General features: G+C 68.8%; 23 protein-coding genes. 13 read left to right on the top strand and 10 right to left on the bottom strand.

From position 1 onward, the window contains the following. Positions 1–113 precede the first annotated feature (113 nt). Both P3H15_RS18315 and P3H15_RS18310 read right to left on the bottom strand, forming a co-directional pair. Positions 114–1,514: an MFS transporter gene (locus tag P3H15_RS18315; protein WP_276138539.1), complete on the bottom strand. Its 1,401-nt coding sequence runs from the start codon at positions 1,512–1,514 to the stop codon at positions 114–116. A gap of 122 nt (positions 1,515–1,636) precedes the next feature. After that, complete coding sequence (locus P3H15_RS18310) at positions 1,637–2,314, bottom strand: TetR family transcriptional regulator (protein WP_276138538.1); 678 nt, start codon at positions 2,312–2,314, stop codon at positions 1,637–1,639. 109 nt (positions 2,315–2,423) lie between these two features. Between P3H15_RS18310 and P3H15_RS18305 the strand changes: the two genes are divergently transcribed. Together P3H15_RS18305 and P3H15_RS18300 are read left to right on the top strand one after the other, a co-directional pair. Next, positions 2,424–3,338 (top strand): shikimate dehydrogenase, encoded by a 915-nt coding sequence (locus tag P3H15_RS18305; RefSeq protein ID WP_276138537.1) that lies wholly within the window; start codon positions 2,424–2,426, stop codon positions 3,336–3,338. 26 nt (positions 3,339–3,364) lie between these two features. Continuing rightward, a complete protein-coding gene (locus tag P3H15_RS18300; RefSeq protein WP_276138536.1) occupies positions 3,365–3,856 on the top strand; it encodes a metallophosphoesterase in 492 nt (163 codons plus the stop codon). A gap of 73 nt (positions 3,857–3,929) precedes the next feature. Here the strand turns inward: P3H15_RS18300 and P3H15_RS18295 are convergent, their stop codons facing one another. Genes P3H15_RS18295 through pcaH form a run of 6 tightly spaced genes read right to left on the bottom strand, consistent with a single transcriptional unit; the run spans position 3,930 to position 9,910 of the window. Then, a complete protein-coding gene (locus P3H15_RS18295; RefSeq protein ID WP_276138535.1) occupies positions 3,930–5,141 on the bottom strand; it encodes an acetyl-CoA C-acetyltransferase in 1,212 nt (403 codons plus the stop codon). A gap of 33 nt (positions 5,142–5,174) precedes the next feature. After that, positions 5,175–5,972, bottom strand: a complete 798-nt coding sequence (locus tag P3H15_RS18290; RefSeq protein WP_276138534.1) for an IclR family transcriptional regulator — start codon at positions 5,970–5,972, stop codon at positions 5,175–5,177. Beyond that, positions 5,969–7,162 carry a 3-oxoadipate enol-lactonase gene (gene pcaD / locus P3H15_RS18285; protein ID WP_276138533.1) on the bottom strand — a complete coding sequence of 398 codons (1,194 nt, stop codon included), beginning with the start codon at positions 7,160–7,162 and terminating at the stop codon, positions 5,969–5,971. The genes P3H15_RS18290 and pcaD overlap by 4 nt, the downstream gene beginning before the upstream one ends. Beyond that, positions 7,159–8,511, bottom strand: a complete 1,353-nt coding sequence (gene pcaB, locus P3H15_RS18280) for a 3-carboxy-cis,cis-muconate cycloisomerase (protein ID WP_276138532.1) — start codon at positions 8,509–8,511, stop codon at positions 7,159–7,161. The genes pcaD and pcaB overlap by 4 nt, the downstream gene beginning before the upstream one ends. Before the next feature lie 29 nt (positions 8,512–8,540). Further along, complete coding sequence (gene pcaG / locus P3H15_RS18275) at positions 8,541–9,182, bottom strand: protocatechuate 3,4-dioxygenase subunit alpha (RefSeq protein ID WP_276138531.1); 642 nt, start codon at positions 9,180–9,182, stop codon at positions 8,541–8,543. Next, a complete protein-coding gene (gene pcaH / locus P3H15_RS18270; RefSeq protein ID WP_276138530.1) occupies positions 9,182–9,910 on the bottom strand; it encodes a protocatechuate 3,4-dioxygenase subunit beta in 729 nt (242 codons plus the stop codon). Before pcaH ends, pcaG begins: the two co-directional genes overlap by 1 nt. Before the next feature lie 152 nt (positions 9,911–10,062). Here pcaH and P3H15_RS18265 point away from each other — a divergent pair, with 152 nt between their 5' ends. The 5 genes from P3H15_RS18265 (at position 10,063) to P3H15_RS18245 (ending at position 15,344) form a co-directional block, all read left to right on the top strand. Beyond that, a complete protein-coding gene (locus P3H15_RS18265; RefSeq protein WP_276138529.1) occupies positions 10,063–10,812 on the top strand; it encodes a CoA transferase subunit A in 750 nt (249 codons plus the stop codon). Further along, on the top strand, positions 10,809–11,450 hold the full coding sequence (locus P3H15_RS18260; RefSeq protein WP_072946559.1) for a 3-oxoacid CoA-transferase subunit B: 642 nt from the start codon (positions 10,809–10,811) through the stop codon (positions 11,448–11,450). The genes P3H15_RS18265 and P3H15_RS18260 overlap by 4 nt, the downstream gene beginning before the upstream one ends. 103 nt (positions 11,451–11,553) lie before the next feature. Beyond that, positions 11,554–12,177, top strand: a complete 624-nt coding sequence (locus P3H15_RS18255) for a GNAT family N-acetyltransferase (protein WP_276138528.1) — start codon at positions 11,554–11,556, stop codon at positions 12,175–12,177. Between the two features lie 62 nt (positions 12,178–12,239). Then, complete coding sequence (locus P3H15_RS18250; protein ID WP_276138527.1) at positions 12,240–13,247, top strand: iron-siderophore ABC transporter substrate-binding protein; 1,008 nt, start codon at positions 12,240–12,242, stop codon at positions 13,245–13,247. Positions 13,248–13,295: 48 nt separating this feature from the next. Beyond that, positions 13,296–15,344: a prolyl oligopeptidase family serine peptidase gene (locus P3H15_RS18245; protein WP_276138526.1), complete on the top strand. Its 2,049-nt coding sequence runs from the start codon at positions 13,296–13,298 to the stop codon at positions 15,342–15,344. Between the two features lie 43 nt (positions 15,345–15,387). Here P3H15_RS18245 and P3H15_RS18240 read toward each other — a convergent pair whose 3' ends face one another. Next, complete coding sequence (locus tag P3H15_RS18240; RefSeq protein ID WP_276138525.1) at positions 15,388–15,648, bottom strand: WhiB family transcriptional regulator; 261 nt, start codon at positions 15,646–15,648, stop codon at positions 15,388–15,390. A gap of 64 nt (positions 15,649–15,712) precedes the next feature. After that, positions 15,713–16,264 carry an HNH endonuclease gene (locus P3H15_RS18235; protein WP_276138524.1) on the bottom strand — a complete coding sequence of 184 codons (552 nt, stop codon included), beginning with the start codon at positions 16,262–16,264 and terminating at the stop codon, positions 15,713–15,715. 418 nt (positions 16,265–16,682) lie between these two features. Here P3H15_RS18235 and mihF point away from each other — a divergent pair, with 418 nt between their 5' ends. From mihF to P3H15_RS18205, 6 genes are all read left to right on the top strand, one after another. Then, positions 16,683–16,994, top strand: a complete 312-nt coding sequence (gene mihF, locus P3H15_RS18230) for an integration host factor, actinobacterial type (RefSeq protein WP_005248100.1) — start codon at positions 16,683–16,685, stop codon at positions 16,992–16,994. 152 nt (positions 16,995–17,146) lie between these two features. Then, on the top strand, positions 17,147–17,605 hold the full coding sequence (locus P3H15_RS18225) for an SRPBCC family protein (RefSeq protein WP_276138523.1): 459 nt from the start codon (positions 17,147–17,149) through the stop codon (positions 17,603–17,605). A 135-nt stretch (positions 17,606–17,740) separates the two neighbouring features. Next, the gene (locus P3H15_RS18220) at positions 17,741–17,893 is read left to right on the top strand and encodes a hypothetical protein (RefSeq protein WP_009474026.1); all 153 of its coding nucleotides are present in this window, start codon (positions 17,741–17,743) and stop codon (positions 17,891–17,893) included. A gap of 56 nt (positions 17,894–17,949) precedes the next feature. Beyond that, positions 17,950–20,658, top strand: a complete 2,709-nt coding sequence (locus tag P3H15_RS18215; RefSeq protein WP_276138522.1) for a valine--tRNA ligase — start codon at positions 17,950–17,952, stop codon at positions 20,656–20,658. After that, positions 20,655–22,082, top strand: a complete 1,428-nt coding sequence (locus P3H15_RS18210) for a folylpolyglutamate synthase/dihydrofolate synthase family protein (RefSeq protein ID WP_276138521.1) — start codon at positions 20,655–20,657, stop codon at positions 22,080–22,082. The genes P3H15_RS18215 and P3H15_RS18210 overlap by 4 nt, the downstream gene beginning before the upstream one ends. Beyond that, a complete protein-coding gene (locus tag P3H15_RS18205; RefSeq protein ID WP_012688270.1) occupies positions 22,079–22,489 on the top strand; it encodes a DUF4233 domain-containing protein in 411 nt (136 codons plus the stop codon). Before P3H15_RS18210 ends, P3H15_RS18205 begins: the two co-directional genes overlap by 4 nt. Positions 22,490–22,501 lie beyond the last annotated feature (12 nt).

The raw sequence follows: 22,501 nt of genomic DNA, 5'->3' as shown, positions 1-22,501 counted from the left end.
AAATGGCCGGCGGCGACGAACTCGAAGCACTCACCCACGAACTCCGGCGCTAGGAACCGACACGACGATGCGCCCGGCACACGTGCCGGGCGCATCGTTCGTTTCCGAGTGGATCAGACCTTCGCGTTCGCCTTCGTCTTCGTGAGCGCGACGTCCTCCTTGTCGAGGTCGAGCAGCGGGGTGCGGGAGTTCTCCTTGGCGGTGGAGGCGGACGCCGCGGCGATGAGTGCGCAGACGGCGGTGAAGATCGCCACCGGCACCCAGTTCTTGGGGTCGCCGCCGCGGAGGGCCTGGGCGATGGTCGGTGCGAAACCGGCGAGAGCGAAACCGAGCTGAGTGCCGATCGCCATGCCGGAGTAGCGAACCCGCGAGGAGAACATCTCGGCGTAGAATGCGGGCCAGATGGCGTTGGTCCCGGCGTAGACGCCACCCATCAGCAGGATGCCCGCCAGGAAGATCATCGCGACGTTGCCGGTGCCGATCGCGGCGAAGTACACGAAGATTCCGGCGGCCGAACCGATCGCGCCGCCGATGAACACCGGCTTGCGGCCGATCCGGTCGGACAGGATGCCGAACAGCGGCTGCGAGACGAGGGCCACCGCGTTGGCGGCGATCGCGACCCACAGCATGGTGGTGCGGCTCATGCCGATCTCCGGGGTGGTGGCATAGGCGAGGCCGAACACGGAGAACACGGTGCTGACGACGGCGATGAAGGCGCAGAAGACGACGCGCAGAACGTCGCGCCAGTGCGTGCGGAAGAGATCGACGACGGGCAGCGGGGCAGGTGCCTCGTCCAGGGCCTCCTTGTTGGCGATGAAGATCTCGGGCTCTTCGAGCTTGCGACGCACGATGTAGGCGACGACGAGGACGAGCAGGCTGCACCAGAACGGGACGCGCCAGCCCCAGCTGTAGAGGGTCTCGTCGGGCAGTGCCGCGACGGGGATGAACGCGAGGCTCGCGACGATGAAGCCGGCCTGGGTGCCGGTGAGCGTCCAGCTGCAGAAGAAGCCGCGACGGTGAGCGGGGGAGTGCTCGAGGGTGAGGGAGCCCGCACCCGACTGTTCGCCCGCAGCGGAGATGCCCTGGCAGATGCGCAGGAACACCAGCAGTGCCGGGCCGACCATCCCGGCAGTCTCGGAGGACGGCAGGCAGCCGATGAGGAACGTGACGACACCCATCAGCACCAGGCAGAACATCATCACCTTCTTGCGCCCTGCCCGGTCGCCGAAGTGCCCGACGAACACGGCACCGACGGGACGCGCGATGTAGGAGATGCCGAACGTCGCCAGCGACAGCAGGAGCGGGTTCTTCGCGCCCTCGAAGAACACGTGCGGGAACACCAGCGCGGCAGCCGAGGCGAAGATGTAGAAGTCGTAGTACTCGAGCAGGCTGCCGAAGAAGGCGGCCTTCGCGGCCTTCTTCGCGTTGGTGGGATCAGCGTTGGGGTCGACGGAGGAGCGGCCGTTGCCGTCACCGTTCCGACCGGAGGCGCCGGTGCCGTAGTCGATGGTCATCGATACTCCTGGGGAGCGAGGAATGTGAACACTGGCGGCTCGAATGAGCAGGTGTTCGGAGGTCGTACAAGCAAGGTAACCCAGGTCACAGGCTCGAGTCAATAATGGTCGAAATGGTTAGTTCAAACTTTTCCCGGCTGCTGCAGGTAGGCCAGGACGACGTCGCCGATCATCGCGCGCAGGTGGGGACGGTTCTCCGCGCCGGTGAGATCCCAGTCGAACAGGGCCTTGAACGTGTACCGATTCGCCACCCGGAAGACGCAGTACGAGCTGATGAGCATGTGGATGTCGAGCGCCGTCGTGTCGGTGCGGAAGATGCCCGCGTCCTGCCCGCGCTGGAGGATCCGATCGAGCGTGCGGATCGCCGGCGCCTGTGTCTCGGGGAGACCCTCGGCCTGGACGAGGTTGACGCCGCGATTGGTGTTCTCGATCGCGACGAGGCGGATGAAATCGGGGTGTGCCTCGTGATGGTCGAACGTCAACTCGGCGAGCGCCCGGATGGCCTCGGCCGGCTCGAGGTGGTCGACGTCGAGTTGGGACTCCTCGTAGCGAATCTCCTCGTAGGCGCGCTGCAGGACCGCCCGGTACAGGCCGTCCTTGTCGCCGAAGTAGTAGTAGAGCATCCGCTTCGTGGTGGCGGTCTTCGCCGCGATCTCGTCGATGCGGGCCCCGGTCAGGCCCTTGTCGGCGAACTCCGTCATCGCCACCCGCAGGATGTTCTCCCGGGTCTTCTCGGGATTGCGCGTGCGCTTGGCCGCCTGCTTCTCGGGGAGGGCGCCCGTGGTCTCGCTTCGTGTCATTCCTGGAACTCCTGCCTGTGCTGTCTTCCGCGCGGTATGGAGGTATGCTACCGTGACATAACTCACTAGATAGTTAATTAGTTCTCGCCCTCTCCCGGAAGTGATCCCCATGACCTCTCGTGACCTCGATGCCCCCACCGCCCGCCCGTCCTACCTGTGCGGTCTGATCGGCACCGGGATCTCGAAATCGCTGACCCCGCCGCTGCACGAGGCAGAGGGTCGCGCGCAGGGTCTCGGGTACGTCTACCGGATCCTCGACCTCGACACGCTGGGCATGGGCGTCGAGGGACTTCCGCGGCTCCTCGACGCCGCCAAGCTCCTCGGATTCAACGGGCTCAACATCACGCATCCCTGCAAGCAGGCGATCATTCCGCTGCTCGACGACCTGTCCGACGACGCCCGCAAACTTGGCGCGGTCAACACGGTCCACATCGACGGCGGGCGCCTGATCGGCCACAACACCGACTGGTCCGGATTCGCGCGCAACATGGACGAGGGCCTCGAAGGCGCGCCGATGAACCGCGTCGTGCAACTCGGGGCGGGCGGGGCCGGGGCGGCCGTCGCCTACGCCGCCCTCACCCGGGGCGTCGGACACTTCACGATCATCGACGCCGACGCCGCGCGCTCGACGGCTCTGCGCGACTCGCTCGCCGACCTGTTCCCGGACCGGGAGATCCAGGCAGGCGATCTCGCCGCCGTTCCCGCCGCGGTCGGTGCGGCCCAGGGTCTCATCCACGCGACGCCGATCGGCATGGCGGCCCACCCCGGCATGGCACTCGACGCCGCACTGCTGCGCCCCGACCTGTGGGTCGCGGACGTCGTCTACCGTCCGGCCGAGACCGAACTCCTCCGCCGCGCCCGTGAGATCGGCGCCCGGACGCTGAGCGGAATCGGCATGACCATCGGTCAGGCCGTCGACTCCTTCCGGATCTTCACGGGCCTCGAACCGGACGCCCAGCGGATGCGTGAGTACATGGGTCTGCTGTTGGAAGCGGAGGACGCCGCCGCGCTCGCGGGCGCGTAAGGCCCGCGGCGGCGCAGACTGTCACGGTGAGGTTATTGCTGCTCGCCGACACTCATGTCCCGAAACGGGCGCGAGACCTGCCCGCCCGGGTGTGGGACGAGGTCGACCGCGCCGACGTGGTGATCCACGCCGGCGACTGGGTCGATCTCCCCACGTTCGAGGCGCTGCGCTCACGCTCGGCGCGACTCGTGGCGTGCTGGGGCAACAACGACGGCGACGACCTGCGGGCCCTGATGCCGGAGCGGGCCGACGTGACCCTGGATGGAGTGCGCATCACCGTCGTGCACGAGACCGGGGCCGCCGCGGGAAGGGAGAAACGGATGTCGGCCGCCTACCCGGACACCGACGTCCTGATCTTCGGGCACAGCCACATTCCCTGGGACACCACCACGGAAACCGGTCTGCGACTGCTGAACCCGGGATCGCCGACCGATCGGCGGCGTCAGCCGCACTGCACGTACCTGACCGCCACCGTGCGCGACGGGGAACTCGGCGACGTGGAGTTGCACCGGTTGTGACCGGCCCCGGACGCACATCGGCGAGCAGGCCCGCAGCCTGCTCGCCGATATGCGTGCGCTGAAAGCCGCTGGATCAGACCCTCTCGAACACCGCGGCCAGGCCCTGGCCGCCGCCGATGCACATGGTCTCCAGGCCGTACCGGGACTCGCGACGGTCCATCTCCCGCAGGAGGGTGGCGAGGATGCGACCGCCGGTGGCGCCGACGGGGTGACCGAGCGAGATGCCGGATCCGTTGGGGTTGAGGCGTTCGTCGGTGGGGTCGAGGTCCCAGCTGCGGAGAACGGCGAGGGTCTGCGCGGCGAAGGCCTCGTTCAGTTCGATGACACCCATGTCGGACAGCGACAGTCCGAGCCGACCGAGGGCCTTCTCCGTCGCGGGCACCGGGCCGATGCCCATGGTGCGCGGCGGGACTCCGGCCACGGCCCAGGACGCCATCCGGGCGAGGGGCTTCAGTCCCAGTTCCTTCGCCTTCTCGGCGGTCGTCACGATGCACACGGCGGCGCCGTCGTTCTGGCCGCTGGCGTTGCCGGCGGTGACGGTGGAGGCGGAGTCGATCTTGGAGCGGATGGCGCGGAGCTTCGACAGCGACTCCACCGTGGTGTCGGCGCGCGGGTGCTCGTCCTTGTCGATGATCAGCGGGTCCGACTTGCGTTGCGGCACCGTCACTCCGACGATCTCCTCGGCGAAGCGACCCGACTCCTGCGCGGCGACGGCACGCTGGTGCGACTGCACGGCGAGCGCATCCTGGTCTTCCCGGCTGATGTCGAATTCGGCGCGCAGGTTCTCGGCGGTCTCGATCATGCCGCCGGGCACGGGGAAGTTCGCGCCGCCGGCGGTGACGCGGGCGCGGGCGAGCCGGTCGGCGAGTTGCACCCCTTCGCCCTTCACGCCCCAGCGGATGTTCGGGTTGGTGTAGAACTCGGCCTGGCTCATGGACTCGGCGCCGCCGGCGAGCACGAGGTCGTTGCCGCCGGACGCCACCTGCAGCACGGCGGTGATGACGGCCTGCAGACCGGATCCGCAGCGGCGATCCACCTGCATGCCCGGGACGTCGATGCCGAGTCCGGCGTCGAGGGCGGCGATCCGGCCGATGGCCGGGGCCTCTCCGCCCGGGGACGCCTGACCGAGGATGACGTCGTCGATCTGGCTGCCGTCGATGCCGGTGCGTTCGACGAGCGCCGTGATGACGGTGGCGGCGAGGCTCTGGGGAGTGATGTCCTTGAACACTCCGCCGAACCGCCCGACGGGCGTCCGGAGGGGCTCGCAGATGACGACGTCACGCATGAAAAGGCCTTTCCTGAAGATTCCTCGCCACCGTCAACGGTTGACGGTGGCGAGGTCCTGTTCGATGTCGGTTGCGGTGACCCGCAGCGACGGGATGAGATCGGAATGCAGATCCTCGAGGCTGTACCGTGCGGCCGGAGTGGAGATGTTCACCGCGGCGACGGTGAGCCCCGAGGCGTTGCGTATCGGGGCGGCCATCGACCGCAGGCCTGCCTCGAGTTCCTGGTCGAGAACACAGATGCCGTCCGCGCGGACCGCGAGAATCGCGGCCTTCAGGTCGTCGCGGGCCGTGATCGTGCGCTCGGTGAGGCGCTGGATGTCGAGCTTCTCGAGGTACGCGTCGAGTTCGTCGTCGGGCAGTCCCGCGAGCAGGACACGGCCCATCGACGTCGCGTACGCCGGGAGCCGGGTGCCGATGGTGATGCCCACCGTCATGATCCGGCTGACGGGCACACGGGCGACGTACACGATGTCGGCGCCGTCGAGGATCGACACCGACGACGACTCGTGGACCTTGTGGCTCAACTTCTCGAGGTGCGGCTGCGCGACCTCCGGAAGCGACAGACTCGACAGGTAGCTGTACCCGAGTTCGAGGACCCGCGGCGTGAGCCAGAACGCGGAACCGTCCGTGGCCACGTAGCCGAGTTCGACGAGGGTGAGCAGAAACCGGCGCGCGGTGGCGCGGGTCAGGTCGGTGGCGCGGGCGACGTCGCTGAGCGTGCGCCGCTGATTCTGGTGATCGAAGCAGCGGATCACGGCCAGGCCCCGGGCCAGCGATTGCACGTAGTCGGGGGATGGGAGGATCTTCTCCGTCGGTTTGGTAGCTGTCATGTCTGCGAATCCTCCACTGTCGACTCGGCGGCCAGGTCGGCGAGGGCCTGCTTGCCGAGGGCGAACCCGAGATTGCTGTTGGGCACGCCCGCGTAGACGGCGGTGTGGAGGAGCACCTCGCCGATGGTGTCGGCGTCGACGCCCGCGCGGAGAGCGGCCCGGATGTGCATGTCGAGTTCGTGCTCGTTGCCGACCGCGGTGAGGACGGCGATCGTGAGCAGCCGGCGCAGTTCGTGGTCCAGCCCGGGACGCGACCAGATGTCGCCCCATGCGGTGCGGGTGATGAAATCCTGGAACGGTGCCGTGAAGTCGGTGGTCCCGGCCACGGAGCGGTCCACGTGGGCGTCGCCGAGCACCGAGCGGCGCACGGTCATGCCCTGGGCATGCGCGGCGCGGCGTCCGCGCGCGTACCCGCCGCCGGCGATGTGTTCGCGCAGCAGCGCCGTGACGGCGCCCGCCTGCTCGAGGTTCGCGACGTGGGCGGCGGGGGAGAGCACCTCGAACCGGGCGCCGGTGATGCCGTCCGCGAGGACCTGCATGACCGACGGCGGCGTGGACGGATCCTCCTCGCCCGCGATCACCAGTGTCGGTGCGCTGATCCGGGCGAGGTCGGCGGTGAAGTCCCAGTCGGCGAGGGCGTCGCAGCACGCGGCGTATCCCTCGGGCGACGTCGACGCGATCATGTCGCGGTAGTGCCGGACGAATTCCGGGTCCCGCTTGGCCAGGCCCTCACTGAACCAGCGTGCGACGACGGCATCGGCGAGCGACTCGGGGCCGTCGGCGCGCGACGCGGCGGCCCGCTCGATCCATCCCTGCGGTTCGCCGAACTTCGCGGCGGTGCACAGCAGCGACAGCGACAGCACCCGCCGCGGGGTGTGCGCGCCGAGCCACTGGGCGATCGCGCCGCCCATGGACAGTCCGACGAAGTGGGCGGCGTCGACTCCGAGGGAGTCGAGCAGGGCGAGAACGTCCTCGGACAGTTCGCGGACGGAGTACGGCCCGTCCGGTGCGGGCGACTCGCCGTGGCCCCGCTGATCGACGGCGACGACCCGGCATTCGTCGGACAGCGCCGCGATCTGCGGGTCCCACATGGACCGGTTGGAGCCGAGCGATCCGAGCAGGACGACGAAAGGGGCGTCGGCCGCGCCGTTGCGGGGTCCGGAGATTTCGTGTGCAAGTGCGACTGTCATCGCGTTCCTTCCCGGCCGCGGGCCACTGTCTCCAGTGCGCGGTCGACGATGTCGTGGGCGTGGCCGAGGTACCCGGCAGGGTCGAGCAGGGCGCGGATCTCGTCCGCGGGCAGGTAGTCGAGGAGCCCCGGATCCTCGTCGAGTCGGTGTCCGCTCCGGCACGCGGCGGTGACGAGGTCGCGCGCGTTGTCGGTGTGGGCGGACAGGGCTCCGGTGACCCGTTCCGCGAGGAGCAGGCCGCCGGTGATGTCGAGGTTGCGGGCCATCGCGTCGGGGTGGACGTTCAGTCCGCCGAGCGAATCGGCGATCCGCGCGACGGCGCCACCGGTGAGGCGCACCAGGTCCGTGAGGGTTTCCCACTCGGCGTGCCAGGGGCCGGCGGCGCGCTGCTGCTCGTGATCCATCGAGCCGAGGATCGTCGCGACGAGTCCCGGCGTGCGGCGGGCCGCGGCGCGGGCGGCGATCGCGGCCACCGGATTGCGTTTGTGCGGCATGGCCGAAGAACCGCCGGGCGACCCTTCGCTGACCTCGCCGACCTCGGTGGACGACAGGAACACGAGGTCGGTGGCGATCTTCGACACCGCGCCCGCGGCCGTTCCGAGCGCCGACGTGAGCAGCGCGATGCGGGTGCGGTCGGTGTGCCAGGGCACGTCCTGGCGTGCGAGTCCGAGTTCGTCGGCGAGGACGTCGGCGACGTCGAGGCCGTGCGGGTAGAGCGCGGCGGACGTTCCGGCTGCGCCTCCCAATTGCACGGGAAGGCCGTCGAGTGCGTCGAACAGTGCGCGAGAAGCCCTGTGCAGTGCGGTCATCCACCCGGAGGCGAGGACGCCGAACGTGGTGGGCAGCGCTTGCTGGCCGAGGGTGCGGCCTGCGATCGGGGTGCCGCGCTGGGCTCGCGCGAGGGCCTCGGCGCACAGCACCGCCTCGTCGAGGGACGCCAGGACGTGCGCGCCCGCCCGGCGGCACAGCAGCATCAGGGCGGTGTCGAGAATGTCCTGACTCGTGGCGCCCTTGTGCACGTGGCCTCCGGGCACCCCGGCCTCGGTGGCGGCGACCTCGTTGCGGAGCAGTTTCACCAGCGGGATCACCGGATTGCCACCCGCGGCCGCCGCGTCGCCGAGGGCCCCGACGTCCACGGAGCCGTCGGCGACGATGCGCGCGAACACGGAGGAGATCGCGTCGGCGGACGCGGCGGGGATGACGCCGCACTTCGCCTCCGCCCGGGCCAGTGCTCCCTCGACCTCGACCATCGCGGTGACCCACGCCCGGTCGGAGAGCAGCGCTGACAACTCGCCGGCACCGAACGTCGGATCGAACAGGGCACCCCGGGAGGTCTCCGGAGAGTTCACACGCGACACCTTTCTGGGTTTGCGGCCGATTACAGGGCGAAGAACGGGGTTTCCCGTCCGTCCGTATTCTGCACGTGGATCGTCAGGTGGTATCCGCGATCGGTCTTCTCCGCGATCAGCTTGGGCCGGTCGGCTTCCGGGACGGCCGCGAGCACGGGGTCCGACGCGTGGGCGTCCGTGTCCTCCGGGAAGTAGAGGCGCGTGTACAGGCGCTCGAGCATGCCGCGTGCGAAGAGCCCGACGTTGATGTGCGGGGCCTCGACTACGCCGTCCTCGGCGGGCAGCGTGCCCGGCTTGACGGTGTGCACCACGATCGTGCCGCTCTCGTCGGCGAACACGCGTGCCAGGCTGCGGAATCCGGCGGGGGTCGCCTCGGCGGCACCGCGGGGATCGGCAGGACTGTCGAACCGGCCCGCGGCGTCTGCCTGCCAGGTTTCGATCATCGCGTCGCCGATGGGCTGGCCGGCGCCGTCGATGACGTTGAAGGACACGTCGATTCGTCCGGGAGCATCCTCGGGGACGGCGTTGCCGCTGTTCTCCCACGTGGGGAACAGGCCGATGTGGACGTACGGGCCGACGGTCTGGGACGGGGTGACGCCGAACGGCACCTCGTCCTGGCTCTTGGCGAAGACCGGGTAGCGCGGGGCGTCCGGGTTCTGGGTGTCGATCATCAGTGGCCCTCCGTCTTGTTGAACGGCGTGTCCTCGAACGGGGTGGCGTCCTGGCCGCGCAGGACGATGTCGAACTTGAATCCGACGGCCCAGTTCTCGCGGGTCTGGTCGTAGTCGAACGTGCTGATCATCCGCTCGCGCGCCGCTTCGGGCACCGAGTTGTAGATCGGGTCCTGGAAGAAGAACGGATCGTCCGGGAAGTACATCTGCGTGACCAGGCGCTGGGTGAACGCCTGACCGAAGAGAGAGAAGTGGATGTGCGCGGGCCGCCACGCGTTGTGGTGGTTGCCCCACGGGTACGCGCCGGGCTTGATCGTCGTGAACTCGTAGTGGCCCTGCTTGTCGGTCAGGCAGCGCGCGACACCGTTGAAGTGGGGGTCGAGCGGCGCGGGCCAGGAGTCGTTCTTGTGGCGGTAGCGGCCGCCGGCGTTGGCCTGCCACACCTCGATGAGGGTGTCGGGGATGGGCTTTCCGGCGCTGTCGAGGACGCGGCCGTGGACGATGATGCGCTGCCCCTGGGCCTCGCCGCCGTTGGCACGGGTCATGTCGTTCTCACCCTTGGTGACGTCGGCGTCGCCGAAGACCGGACCGGTGATCTCGCCGAGTCGCTGCGGGATCAGGATCAGGTCGTTCTTGGGGCTGCGCAGCCGAGTCGTCTTGTACTCGGGGAACAGCAGCGGGGCATTGGCTTCGTGCCCGGCTTGGTAGTGGGCTGGCAGATGCAGCATGGAAGAAGATCCTCACGTTCTCGATGTGAACAGTCGGCCGCTATTCGCACATAGTAGTCGCGTTCTGTGATGGGGCCAACAGGCGGGGCACAATTTGTTCGCAATGTGGATGTGTGTTCACTACTCGAACATTTTGCGGTAGCCTGGGTCACATGGTCAACAAAGTCTTCGCAACGGCGGCCGAGGCCGTTGCCGACGTCCCCGACGGAGCGTCCCTCGCAGTGGGTGGCTTCGGCCTCGTCGGTATCCCCTCGGTCCTCATCGACGCCCTCCTCGCACAGGGTGCGACCGACCTCGAGACGGTCAGCAACAACTGCGGCACCGACGGTTTCGGTCTGGGCCTGCTCCTCGAGCAGCACCGGATCCGGCGCACGATCAGCTCGTACGTCGGCGCCAACAAGGAATTCGCGCGGCAGTACCTCAGCGGCGAGCTGGAGGTCGAGCTCACCCCGCAGGGCACGCTGGCCGAACGCATGCGCGCCGGGGGAGCGGGCATCCCCGCCTTCTACACCCCCGCCGGTGTCGGAACGCAGGTCGCCGACGGCGGTCTGCCCATCCGCTACGACGGCAAGGGCGGCATCGCGGTCGCCAGCAAGCCCAAGGAGACACGCGAGTTCGACGGAGAGTCCTTCGTCCTCGAACGCGCCATCCGCACCGACTTCGCGCTGGTCCACGCGTGGAAGGGCGACCGGCTCGGCAACCTCGTGTACCGGGAGACCGCCCGCAACTTCAACCCCGACGCCGCGGGCGCCGGTCGCATCACCATCGCGCAGGTCGAACACCTCGTCGAGCCCGGCGAGATCGACCCCGCCGAGGTGCACACCCCCGGCATCTTCGTCCAGCGTGTGGTCGAGGTCGGCAAGCAGGAAACGGGAATCGAGAACAGGACGGTGCGGGCATGAGCTGGACGCGTGACGAGATGGCGGCCCGGGTCGCAGCCGAACTCGAGGACGGGCAGTACGTCAACCTCGGCATCGGCATGCCGACCCTGATTCCCGGTCACATCCCGGCGGGCAAGGACGTCATCCTGCACTCGGAGAACGGCATCCTCGGCGTCGGGCCGTACCCGACCGAGGACGAGGTCGACCCCGAGCTGATCAACGCGGGCAAGGAAACCATCACCGTGGTGGCCGGCGGGGCCTTCTTCTCCTCGTCCGACTCGTTCTCGATGATCCGCGGCGGCAGCGTCGACGTGGCCGTTCTCGGCGCGATGCAGGTCAGCAGTCACGGCGACCTGTCCAACTGGATGGTCCCCGGCGCCATGGTCAAGGGCATGGGCGGCGCGATGGACCTCGTCCACGGCGCAGGCAAGGTCATCGTGATGATGGACCACGTCACCAAGAAGGGTGAGCACAAGATCCTCGAGGAGTGCACGCTGCCGTACACCGGCAAGCGCTGCGTGCAGAAGATCGTCACCGATCTCGCCGTCATCGACGTCACCCCCGACGGCCTGCGGCTCGTCGAGACCGCACCCGGTCACAGCGTCGAGGACGTCCAGGCGGCCACCGGCGCGAAGCTCCTGGTCGACGCCACCGTCTAGAAGGTCCGATCTCGAAGGTCCGACCGGCCGCCGCCCGACACGAACCGCGGGTGGCGGCCGGTCGTTCCCGCGCGCTGTTGTCGTGGGCCCGTACCCTCTGGGCATGGGTGTGAGCGTGCGGGCCGCGACCAAATCCGACATCCCCGAACTGGCGCGGGTCCTCGCCGACGCGTTCTTCGACGACCCCGTGATGGTGTGGATGTGGCCGGATCCGGAGCGCAGGCGCCGTGGTCTGCCGAGACTGTTCTCGGTGGAGATCCGCCATCACCACCTCGCCGGGGGCGGGGCCGAACTGGCCGAGGACGGCGACGGTGCGATCCGCGGGGCCGCCATGTGGGATCCGCCGGGCGGCTGGAAGGAGTCGGCGTTGTCGTCGCTCCTCAGCCTGCCGGGGCTGGTCCGCGCGTTCGGTACCCGGCTGGGCGTCGGGGCCGCGGTGAGCGGAACCGTCGAAGACGCGCACCCGGTGGACCCCGTGCACTGGTACCTGGCGACGATCGGGACGTCGAGCGCGGGGCGGGGCGGCGGCTACGGGACGGCGTTGTTGCGGTCGAGGCTCGACCGGTGTGATGCCGACGGCATCCCGGCGTACCTGGAGTCGAGCAAGAAGGACAACATTTCGTACTACCAGCGGTTCGGCTTCGACGTCACCGGTGAGATCCGGATCCCGGACGGCGGCCCGACACTGTGGGCGATGTGGCGGGAGCCCGCCCGTGCGAACCCTTAGGCTAAGCTCGGCAAGCCTTACCTAAGGGGATCGGAAAACCTGGTAGACGAGAGGGTCGCCGCATGAACGTGGGACAACAGAGGACCGGCGTCAGCCGACGCGGATTCCTCCTGAGTACCGGGGGAGCGCTGCTCGCGTTCGCCGCGGCCTGCAGCAGCTCGGACGGCGACGGCGGCGGCAACGAGCCCACGGGCCCCGTCGTCGCCCACAAGTACGGCGAAACCCAGGTGCCGACGGACCCGCAGCGCATCGTCAGCGTCGGCTACAACGACCAGGACACGATCCTCGCGCTCGGTGGCCCGCTGGCAGGCACGTTCGACTGGTACGGCGACTACCCCTACGGCGTGTGGCCGTGGGCGCAGGACCTCCTCGGCGACGCGAAGCCGGAGATCGTCGGCACGGCGTCCACCAACATCGACTTCGAGAAGGTCGCCGCGGTCGCACCGGACCTGGTGGTCGGCACCTACTCCGGCCTCACCCAGGCCCAGTACGACAAGCTCAGCGCCATCGCGCCGACGATCGCGCAGCCCAAGGAATTCGCCGACTACGGCGTCCCGTGGCAGGATCAGACGCGGATTCTCGGCGACGCACTCGGCAAGACGGACAAGGCCGCCGAACTGGTCTCCGGCGTCGAGACGCAGTTCGCCGACGTCCGGGCCGCCAACCCGGCGTTCGCGGGAAAGACCGTCCTCGTCGGTGCGCTCAAGGGACCGGGGCAGTTCGGTGTGTACGGCCCGGAGGACCCGAAGGTCCGCTTCTTCACCGAACTCGGTTTCGTGAACCCCCCTGTGACGGAACAGATCACCGGCAACTTCGCGGAGATCAGCACGGAGCAGCTGTCGCTGGCGAACGTCGATCTCCTCGTCTGGTACGCGGGCGGCGGCTACGGCGACAAGCTGCGCGCGGAACTCGACAAGACGCCGATCTATCAGGAACTCGACGTGGTGAAGGCCGGCCGCACGATCACGCTCGAGGACGCCGCCGCCGAGGCGATGGCGTGGAGCACCGTACTGAGCCTGCCGTACGCGCTGAACGAGATCCCGCCGCGGGTCGCGCCCCTGCTCGCCTGAGACGCGGATGTGTGACGGGGTGAGCCCGGTTCGTGATAACAACGACTCGTGACCGCCATTCCTGAACTCCACGCCGGAACTCCTTTCGACGACCTCGACGACTACCTCGCGCTCGGTCGCGTCGGCGGCCTCGCGCTGTCGGCGGACGGGCGAAGGCTCGTCGTCGCGCAGTCGACGCTCGACGAGAAGTCGACGAAGTACGTCACCGCGCTGTGGGAGATCGATCCCACCGGCGAGTTCGCGGCGCGCCGGCTCACCCGCGGCCGCACCGGCGAGTCCAACGCGACGTTCACCAGCGACGGCGACCTGCTCTTCACGTCCTCCCGGCCGACGCAGGACGAGGACGACCTTCCCGACGACCTGTGGCGACTGCCCGCGCGGGGCGGCGAGGCCGTGATCGTCGCGCGACGCGGCGGCGGCATCACCGGTGTGCGTGCGGCCCGGTGCGCGCCGCGTTTCGTCGTCACCACGGGCGTACTGGGGAGATCCGGCGAGTCCGCCGACGACGAGCGGGTGCGCGCCGAGCGCAAGGAGAAGAAGGTCTCGGCGATCCTGCACACGGGCTACCCGATCCGCTACTGGGACCACGACCTCGGTCCCGACGTGCCGCACCTGCTGTCCGCCCCGCTGGACGCGCTCACGGAGAACGGGCAGGAGCCGCAGCTCACCGACCTCACACCGATGCCGGGTCCGGCGCTGCGGGAGGCGGACTACGCGCTGAGCGACGACGGCACGTTCGTCGTGACGTCGTGGACGGTTCCCGGCCCGCTGGCGTCGATCCGGAACATCCTGGTGCGCATCGACACCGAGACGGGGGCGCGCGCCGTCCTCGTCGACGACGGCGACGCCGACCTGTCGGGCCCGGTGGTCTCTCCGGACGGACGGCACGTCGTGTTCGCGCGGGAATCGCATGCGACGCCCGACTCCGCGCCGCGATTCACGCTGCACCGGTACAGCTTCGACACCGGCACCGTCACGGACGTGGCACCCGGATGGGACCGGTGGGCCACGTCCGTGGTCTGGTTGTCCGACGGCTCGGGTCTCCTCGTGACTGCCGACGACCGCGGGCGCGCACCGATCTTCCTCCTCCGCGACGGCGCGGACCCCACGCCGGTCACGACCGACGACTCCGCCTACACCGACTTGCAGGTCGCTCCGGACGGGTCCACGGTGTTCGCGCTGCGGGCGTCGTACGCGGCGCCGCCGCACCCGGTGCGCATCGACATCACCACCGGCGCCGTGTCGCTGCTGAAGGCGCCCGCGGACCTCCCCGAACTCCCGGGCACGCTGACGGAGGTCGAGACGGTCGCCGCGGACGGCGCGGCGGTGCGCGCGTGGCTCGCGGTGCCGACCGGCGCCTCCGCGCACGCGCCGGTGCCGCTCGCGTTGTGGGTGCACGGCGGCCCCCTGGGTTCGTGGAACACCTGGTCGTGGCGGTGGAACCCGTGGCTTCTGGTGGCGCGGGGATACGCCGTGCTGCTGCCGGATCCGGCCCTGTCCACCGGCTACGGGCAGGCGTTCGTCGAACGGGGCTGGGGGAAGTGGGGCAAGGCGCCGTTCACCGACCTCATGTCGATCACCGACGCCGCGGTGGCGCTGCCCGAGATCGACGAGAAGCGCACCGCGGCAATGGGCGGATCGTTCGGCGGATACATGGCCAACTGGATCGCCGGGCACACCGACCGGTTCAAGGCGATCGTCACCCACGCGAGCCTGTGGGCGCTGGACCAGTTCGGCCCCACCACCGACGCCGCCTGGTACTGGCAGCGGGAGATGACCCCCGAGATGGCGGTGGAGAACTCACCGCACCTGTACGTCGCGGACATTGTGACACCGATGCTGGTCATCCACGGCGACAAGGACTTTCGCGTCCCGATCGGTGACGGGTTGCGGCTGTGGTTCGAACTGCTGTCCGAGTCGGGGTTGCCCGCGGACGACGACGGGGTCACCGACCACCGCTTCCTCTACTTCCCCGACGAGAACCACTGGATCCTCACCCCGCAGAACGCGAAGGTCTGGTACCAGGTGGTGCTGTCGTTCCTCTCGGAGCACGTGCGGGGCGAGGACGTCGCGCTGCCCGAGATCCTGGGCAAGTAGGCGTCAGCCGGCAGGGCGGGGGCAGGGGCCGCGCCGGGCGGAGTCACGCCCGCCTCTCGCGGCCCCGGTCGAACTCCTTGCCGCCCCACACCCCGGACTGAGCGGTCGCCCTGGCGAAGAGCTCACAGCGGATCCGCAGCGAGCAGTGCCGGCACACGTCACGCGCGTACGCGAAATCCTCTGTCGGGAAAGGGAACCACCGGTCCGGCTCGGGGTCGTTGCGGCACGCGGCGTCGACCCACCCGGCGGGATCGTCGGAGGCGGGCAGCAGTGTGGACAGGGTCGTGTCCAGGACGTCGGTCATCGGGAAATCTCCCCTTTCCGGGAGAAGTCGGTCGGTGGAGGCGGAATACCCGGGGATCTCGCGGCTACACCGCCGCGAGATCCCGCCAGATCTGCCGTTGCGCCTTCTCGATGTGCCGCGGCACCTTCGGCTCCCACAGGAGCGGCATCCCTGCCTCCTCCGGTGTGCGATCGGCCTTCCTCTGGTTACAGGGGGCGCAGCACGCCACGAGGTTGGCCCACGTGTTCGGGCCGCCGCGGCTCCTCGGCAGCACGTGATCGATCGTCGTCGCGACCGGTTCGGCGCAGTAGCCGCAACGATTGCGGTCACGACGGAACACGCCCGCGAACGTCGCGCGACTGCTGTCGGACATCGGCACGGAGTGCTGGACGTAGACGTACCGCAGCAGACGGATGGTCTGCGGCAGGCTGATCTCGACGTGCTGCGACCGGATCGGGAACGGTGGCTCCCGATCGGCGACCGTCTCGGCCGCGCCGACACTGATCAGCACTACTGCGCGTTCCGCGGGAATCTCACAGAGCGCCTCGTATGTGACGTTGAGGACCAGCACGGCCGCGCGTGACCAGGTGCGGGCGTCGAGGGTGGTCGAGGGCGGGTTGCGGGATACGTACCTCACGGGTGTTCTCGGTTCTGTCGTCGGTTCGCGGCGGTGGAGGCACGCCGGGCGACGGTTGTCGATTCCGGCGTGTCAGGCGGAGCGCTGGGTCTTCGCGGCGGGCATGATCCCGCGTTCGCCTTGCCGGCGGGCCGGGAAGGAAGGGGCGTTGCCGGGGCGTGACGGGCGCAACGCGACCGCGTGGGCAGCAGGCAGTGCGCGCATCGCTACTTCCTTCCTCGAGTCGACGTGTGAACCGATCGGAACTCGTCGAGCATGGCACACCGCTGCGCCCGCGTCCTGGCATTTTTCGCGCCGTGGGACCCGCGAACAGGGGACCTTCGAATTGGACAGGATGCGCGACACGTCCGATGGATGCGGTGAAGTGGCCGTTCGATCGCTACGGTGTTCGATACGTACCCCGAATGAAGGAGACATCGTGGCACTTCCCCAGCTCACTGACGAACAGCGGGCAGCAGCTCTCGAGAAGGCCGCCGCCGCTCGTAAGGCACGCGCAGAGCTCAAGGACAAGCTCAAGTCCGGTGACATCACCCTCAAGCAGGTCCTTTCCAAGGCTGATGTCGACGACATCATCGGAAAGACCAAGGTCAGCGCCATCCTCGAGGCCCTGCCGAAGATCGGCAAGGTCAAGGCCCAGGAGATCATGGCCAACCTGGAGATCGCGCCCACCCGCCGCCTCCGTGGCCTCGGCGACCGTCAGCGCGACGCCCTGCTGGCGCACTTCAGCTGACACGTTTCCCGGGTGCCCGCCCCACGCCGTCCGGCGTCGGGGTGGGCACCCGGATGCGTTTCCCCTCCTTGTTCCGATCGAGTGCAATCTGAGGGTTGCACGAGGAACCGCCGATGTGCAACCGTGGGGTAGCACATTGTCGAGAGGTGAGGATGATCATGAGCGTTGCGGAGACGTCCCAGGACAGGATCGAGCGCGAGATCCAGATCGACGCCCCCATCGAGCGGGTGTTCCGGCTGGTGAGTGAACCCGGCTGGTTCATCGGCGACGGAGATCCCGGCAAGACCACCACCACACGCGAGGGCGACGTCTTCGTCGTGGAGTTCCCCCCGTACGGACGCTTCCCGATTCTTCCCGTGAAGTCCGACGCACCCCACTACGTCTCGTTCCGCGGCGGAGACGATCCCGCGCGGCCCCTCGTGGAGGGCACGTCCACCCTGGTCGAATTCTTCCTGTCCGAGCGGGAGGGTGGCACCCTCCTGCGCGTCGTCGAGTCCGGATTCGCCGCCCTGTACCCGAGCGCCGAGCGTCGCGCGTCCGCGATCGAGGGCAATGTCGAAGGCTGGCAGATGCAACTCGCGTTCGCCAAGCGGGACGCCGAAAGCGGCTAGCGCCGAGCATCTGTGGCGCCGTCGCCGTGTCGCCGCCGATCGGCGGGGGTTTCGATGCATACTCGACATTCTCGAGTGGTTGCCATTCTCGAGTGGTTGCCGCATCGGATGCGGCAGACGAACCGGAGGAATCCCTTGAACGACCACCACGTGCAGCTCTTCTCCGAGTTGCACAGCACCGCAGGATCCCAGGCAGGCGGAGAAGACGCCGGCGAGGCGCTGCGTCCCGTCGACCCGGAACACCGCACCGCCACCGAAGTGCACCGCGCGCTGTTCAGCGACCAGTAGCGGGGCCGCACGGTAGCCCCGTCGTGGGTCGTCCGCGCGTTCATTAGACTCGACGGGTGACCAGTGCAGCTCCAGAAAATCCCCAGAACCGTGCCGATGCCCTCCCGAAGAGCTGGGACCCCAGTTCCGTCGAGGACGATCTGTATCAGGGCTGGGTAGACGCCGGTTACTTCCGCGCGGACCCCCACAGCGAGAAGCCGGGGTACTCCATCGTTCTGCCGCCGCCCAACGTGACCGGCAGCCTGCACATGGGTCACGCTCTCGACCACACGCTGATGGACGCGCTGAGTCGACGCAAGCGGATGCAGGGCTACGAGGTGCTGTGGCTGCCGGGCATGGACCACGCGGGCATCGCGACGCAGACCGTGGTCGAGAAGCAGCTCGCCGTCGACGGCAAGACGAAGGAAGACTTCGGCCGCGAACTGTTCATCGACAAGGTGTGGGACTGGAAGCGGGAGTCCGGTGGCACCATCGGCGGCCAGATGCGCCGTATCGGTGACAGCGTCGACTGGAGCCGCGACCGCTTCACCATGGACGACGGGCTCTCCCGCGCCGTCCAGACCATCTTCAAGCGCATGTACGACGACGGTCTGATCTACCGGGCCGAGCGACTCGTCAACTGGTCGCCCGTGCTGCAGACCGCGATCTCCGACATCGAGGTGAAGTTCGAGGACGTCGAGGGTGAGCTGGTCTCCCTGCGGTACGGCTCCCTGAACGACGACGAACCGCACGTCGTGGTCGCCACCACCCGTGTCGAGACGATGCTCGGCGACACCGCCGTCGCCGTCCACCCCGACGACGAGCGCTACAAGCACCTGATCGGGACGACGCTCGAGCACCCCTTCACCGGCCGCGACATCCCGATCGTCGCGGACGAGTACGTCGACCCCGAGTTCGGCACCGGCGCCGTCAAGATCACTCCGGCGCACGACCCCAACGACTTCGAGATGGGCCTGCGGCACAACCTGCCGATGCCGACCATCATGGACAAGACCGGCAAGATCGCCGACACGGGAACGCAGTTCGACGGTCTCGACCGCTTCGAGGCGCGGGTCAAGGTGCGGGAGGCGCTCGCCGAGCAGGGCCGCGTGGTCGCCGAGAAGCGGCCCTACCTGCACAGCGTCGGGCATTCCGAGCGCACCGGCGAGTCCATCGAGCCGCGCCTGTCGCTGCAGTGGTGGGTGAAGGTCGAGTCCCTCGCGAAGGCGGCGGGTGACGCGGTCCGCAACGGTGACACCGTCATTCACCCGGCGAGTCAGGAACCGCGATGGTTCGCCTGGGTCGACGACATGCACGACTGGTGCATCTCGCGGCAGCTGTGGTGGGGTCACCGGATCCCGATCTGGTACGGCCCCGACGGCGAGGTCGCGTGCTTCGGACCGGACGAGACCGCGCCCGAGGGCTGGGTGCAGGACCCCGACGTCCTCGACACCTGGTTCTCCTCCGGGCTGTGGCCGTTCTCGACCATGGGCTGGCCCGAGAAGACGCCGGAGCTGGAGAAGTTCTATCCCACAAGCGTTCTCGTCACCGGTTACGACATCCTGTTCTTCTGGGTGGCGCGGATGATGATGTTCGGCACGTACGTGTCGGAGGACGACGCGATTACCGGGCGGGGCGAGCGAAGCGACGGGGTGTTCAGCGAAGGCAAGTCCGGACCGCAGATGCCGTTCGAGGACGTGTTCCTGCACGGCCTCGTTCGCGATCAGTTCGGCAAGAAGATGTCGAAGTCGCGGGGCAACGGCATCGACCCCCTCGACTGGGTCGACCGCTTCGGTGCCGATGCGCTCCGCTTCACGCTGGCCCGCGGCGCCAACCCCGGCAGCGACCTGTCCGTCGGCGAGGACCACGCGCAGTCGTCCCGGAACTTCGCGACCAAGCTGTTCAACGCGACCAAGTTCGCCCTCATGAACGGGGCCGCACCCGCGCCGCTGCCCGCCCGCGGCGAACTGACCGACGCGGACCGGTGGATCCTCGACCGCCTCGACCAGGTGCGCGGCGACGTCGACACCGCGTTCGACCGGTACGAGTTCAGCAAGGCGTGCGAGGCGCTGTTCCACTTCGCGTGGGACGAGGTCTGCGACTGGTACCTCGAGCTGGCCAAGGTGCAGTTCGCCGAGAACGACACGGTCGCGGCGAACACGAGGGCAGTGCTCGGCAACGTCCTCGACGCGCTGCTGCGCCTGCTCCACCCGGTCATCCCGTTCGTCACGGAGACCCTGTGGAAGGCGCTCACCGGTAGCGAGTCCGTCGTCGTGGCGCAGTGGCCGCAGGCAGCGGAGGACGCCGCGGATGTGGTTGCGGCGCAGCGTGTCGAGGACATGCAGCGACTGGTGACCGAGGTGCGCCGGTTCCGCAGCGATCAGGGTCTCAAGCCGTCGCAGCGGGTGCCCGCCCGGATCAGCGGGATCGCCGAGGCCGATCTGACCACGCAGCTCGCCGCGGTCACGTCGCTGGCCCGGCTGACGGACCCGGAGGACGGGTTCGCCGCGTCGGCCTCGGTGGAGGTGCGCCTGAGCAAGGCGACCGTCACCGTGGACCTCGACACGTCCGGCAACGTCGACCTCGGCGCCGAGAAGGCGCGGCTGGAGAAGGACCTCGCGGCCGCGCAGAAGGAACTCGCCGGAACCACCGCGAAACTCTCCAACGAGGCGTTCCTGGCCAAGGCTCCCGACGCCGTCAAGGACAAGATCCGGACGCGTCAGCAGATTGCGACAGAAGAAATCGAACGCATCACCAAGCGATTGAAGGAGCTGGAAGGCGCGTGACCTCGCCCGACTTCACGCCGGAGGAAGTCAGCCCCGTCGACCTCGCGGAGTTGACGCTGGTCGAGGCCGAACTCGACAAGCGGTGGCCCGAGACGAAGATCGAGCCGTCGCTGAGCCGAATCGCGGCCCTGATGGACATCCTCGGGTCACCGCAGGACGGATACCCGGCGATCCACGTCACCGGCACCAACGGCAAGACGTCGGTGACGCGGATGGTCGACGCACTGCTCACCGCGCTGCACCGGCGCACGGGCCGCACCACGAGCCCGCACCTGCAGCTCGCCACCGAGCGGATCAGCATCGACGGACGCCCGGTGTCGCCGCGCCGCTACGTCGACACCTACCGAGAGATCGAACCGTACGTGCAGATGATCGACCAGCAGTCGCAGGCGGCGGGCGGCCCGGCGATGAGCAAGTTCGAGGTGCTCACCGCGATGGCGTACGCCGCGTTCGCGGAGGCGCCCGTCGACGTCGCCGTCGTCGAGGTGGGCCTCGGCGGGCGTTGGGACGCAACCAATGTCATCGACGGGCAGATCGCGGTGATCACCCCGATCAGCCTCGACCACGCGGAGTATCTCGGCGACGACCTCGCCGGGATCGCGCAGGAGAAGGCCGGCATCATCAAGAAGGGTCGCGAGGACGCGCTCGTGCCGCGCGACACTGTCGCCATCCTCGCCGAACAGACGCCGGAAGTGATGGACGTGCTGCTCCGCCGTGCCGTCGAGGTCGATGCCGCGGTCGCGCGGGAGGGCTCCGAATTCACGGTGCTCGCCCGGCAGATCGCCGTCGGCGGCCAGCAGCTCGAACTGCAGGGCCTCGGCGGGGTCTACACCGACGTCTTCCTGCCCCTGCACGGTGAGCACCAGGCGCGTAACGCGTCCCTCGCGCTCGCGGCGGTCGAGGCGTTCTTCGGTGCAGGCCCGGAGCGGCAGCTCGACCAGGACGCGATCCGGGAGGGGTTCGCCTCGGTCGTCAATCCCGGCAGGCTCGAACGCGTGCGCAGCGCACCGACCGTCTTCCTCGACGCCGCGCACAATCCGGACGGCGCTCGTGCGCTCGCCGCCGCGCTGACCGCCGAATTCGACTTCCGCAAGCTCGTCGGCGTCGTCAGTGTGATGGGGGACAAGGACGTCGACGGCATTCTGTCGGCGCTGGAACCGGTGTTCGACGAGCTCGTGGTGACCCACAACGGTTCGGCGCGGGCGATGGACGTCGAGGATCTCGCCAATCTCGCGGTCGCCAAGTTCGGCGACGAACGGGTCGTGGTGGCGCCGACCCTCGCGGACGCGCTGGAAACGGCCATCGGACTGGCCGAGGAGGTCGCCGAACCCGGTGAGGCAGTATCGGGGGCGGGCGTCGTGGTCACCGGATCCGTGGTGACCGCCGGTGCGGCCCGCACCCTCTTCGGAAAGGACCCAGCGTGAGCGAGCAGGACCCCCGTGCTTCGGAACCGGAGTTCGGCCCGCCGACCAAGGACCCGTGGAAGGGCTTCCGCGGCGTGGTCGCGGGATCGCTGATCCTGGAAGCGATCGTGGTGCTTCTCGCCCTGCCGGTCGTCGCGACGGTCGGCGGCGGACTCACCTGGTGGTCCGGGACGTACCTGGTGGGGCTCGCGGTGCTCATGATCCTCGGGGCCGGCCTGCAGGGCCGCCCCTGGGCGATGAAGTACAACCTGTTGTTGCAGGTGGGGCTCCTGCTCGGTTTCTTCGTCCACGTGTCGATCGGTTCGGTCGGGGTGGTCTTCGCCATCCTGTGGGGCTACCTCCTCTACTTCCGCCGGAATGTGCGTCAGCGAATGGAGCGGGGCCTGCTGCCGGGGCAGCGCGGCTGACCATTTAGGCTG

The sequence above is a fragment of the Rhodococcus sp. T2V genome (assembly GCF_029269925.1).
Taxonomy (GTDB): domain Bacteria; phylum Actinomycetota; class Actinomycetes; order Mycobacteriales; family Mycobacteriaceae; genus Rhodococcus_F; species Rhodococcus_F koreensis.
This window is presented reverse-complemented; position numbering and strand designations above follow the sequence as displayed.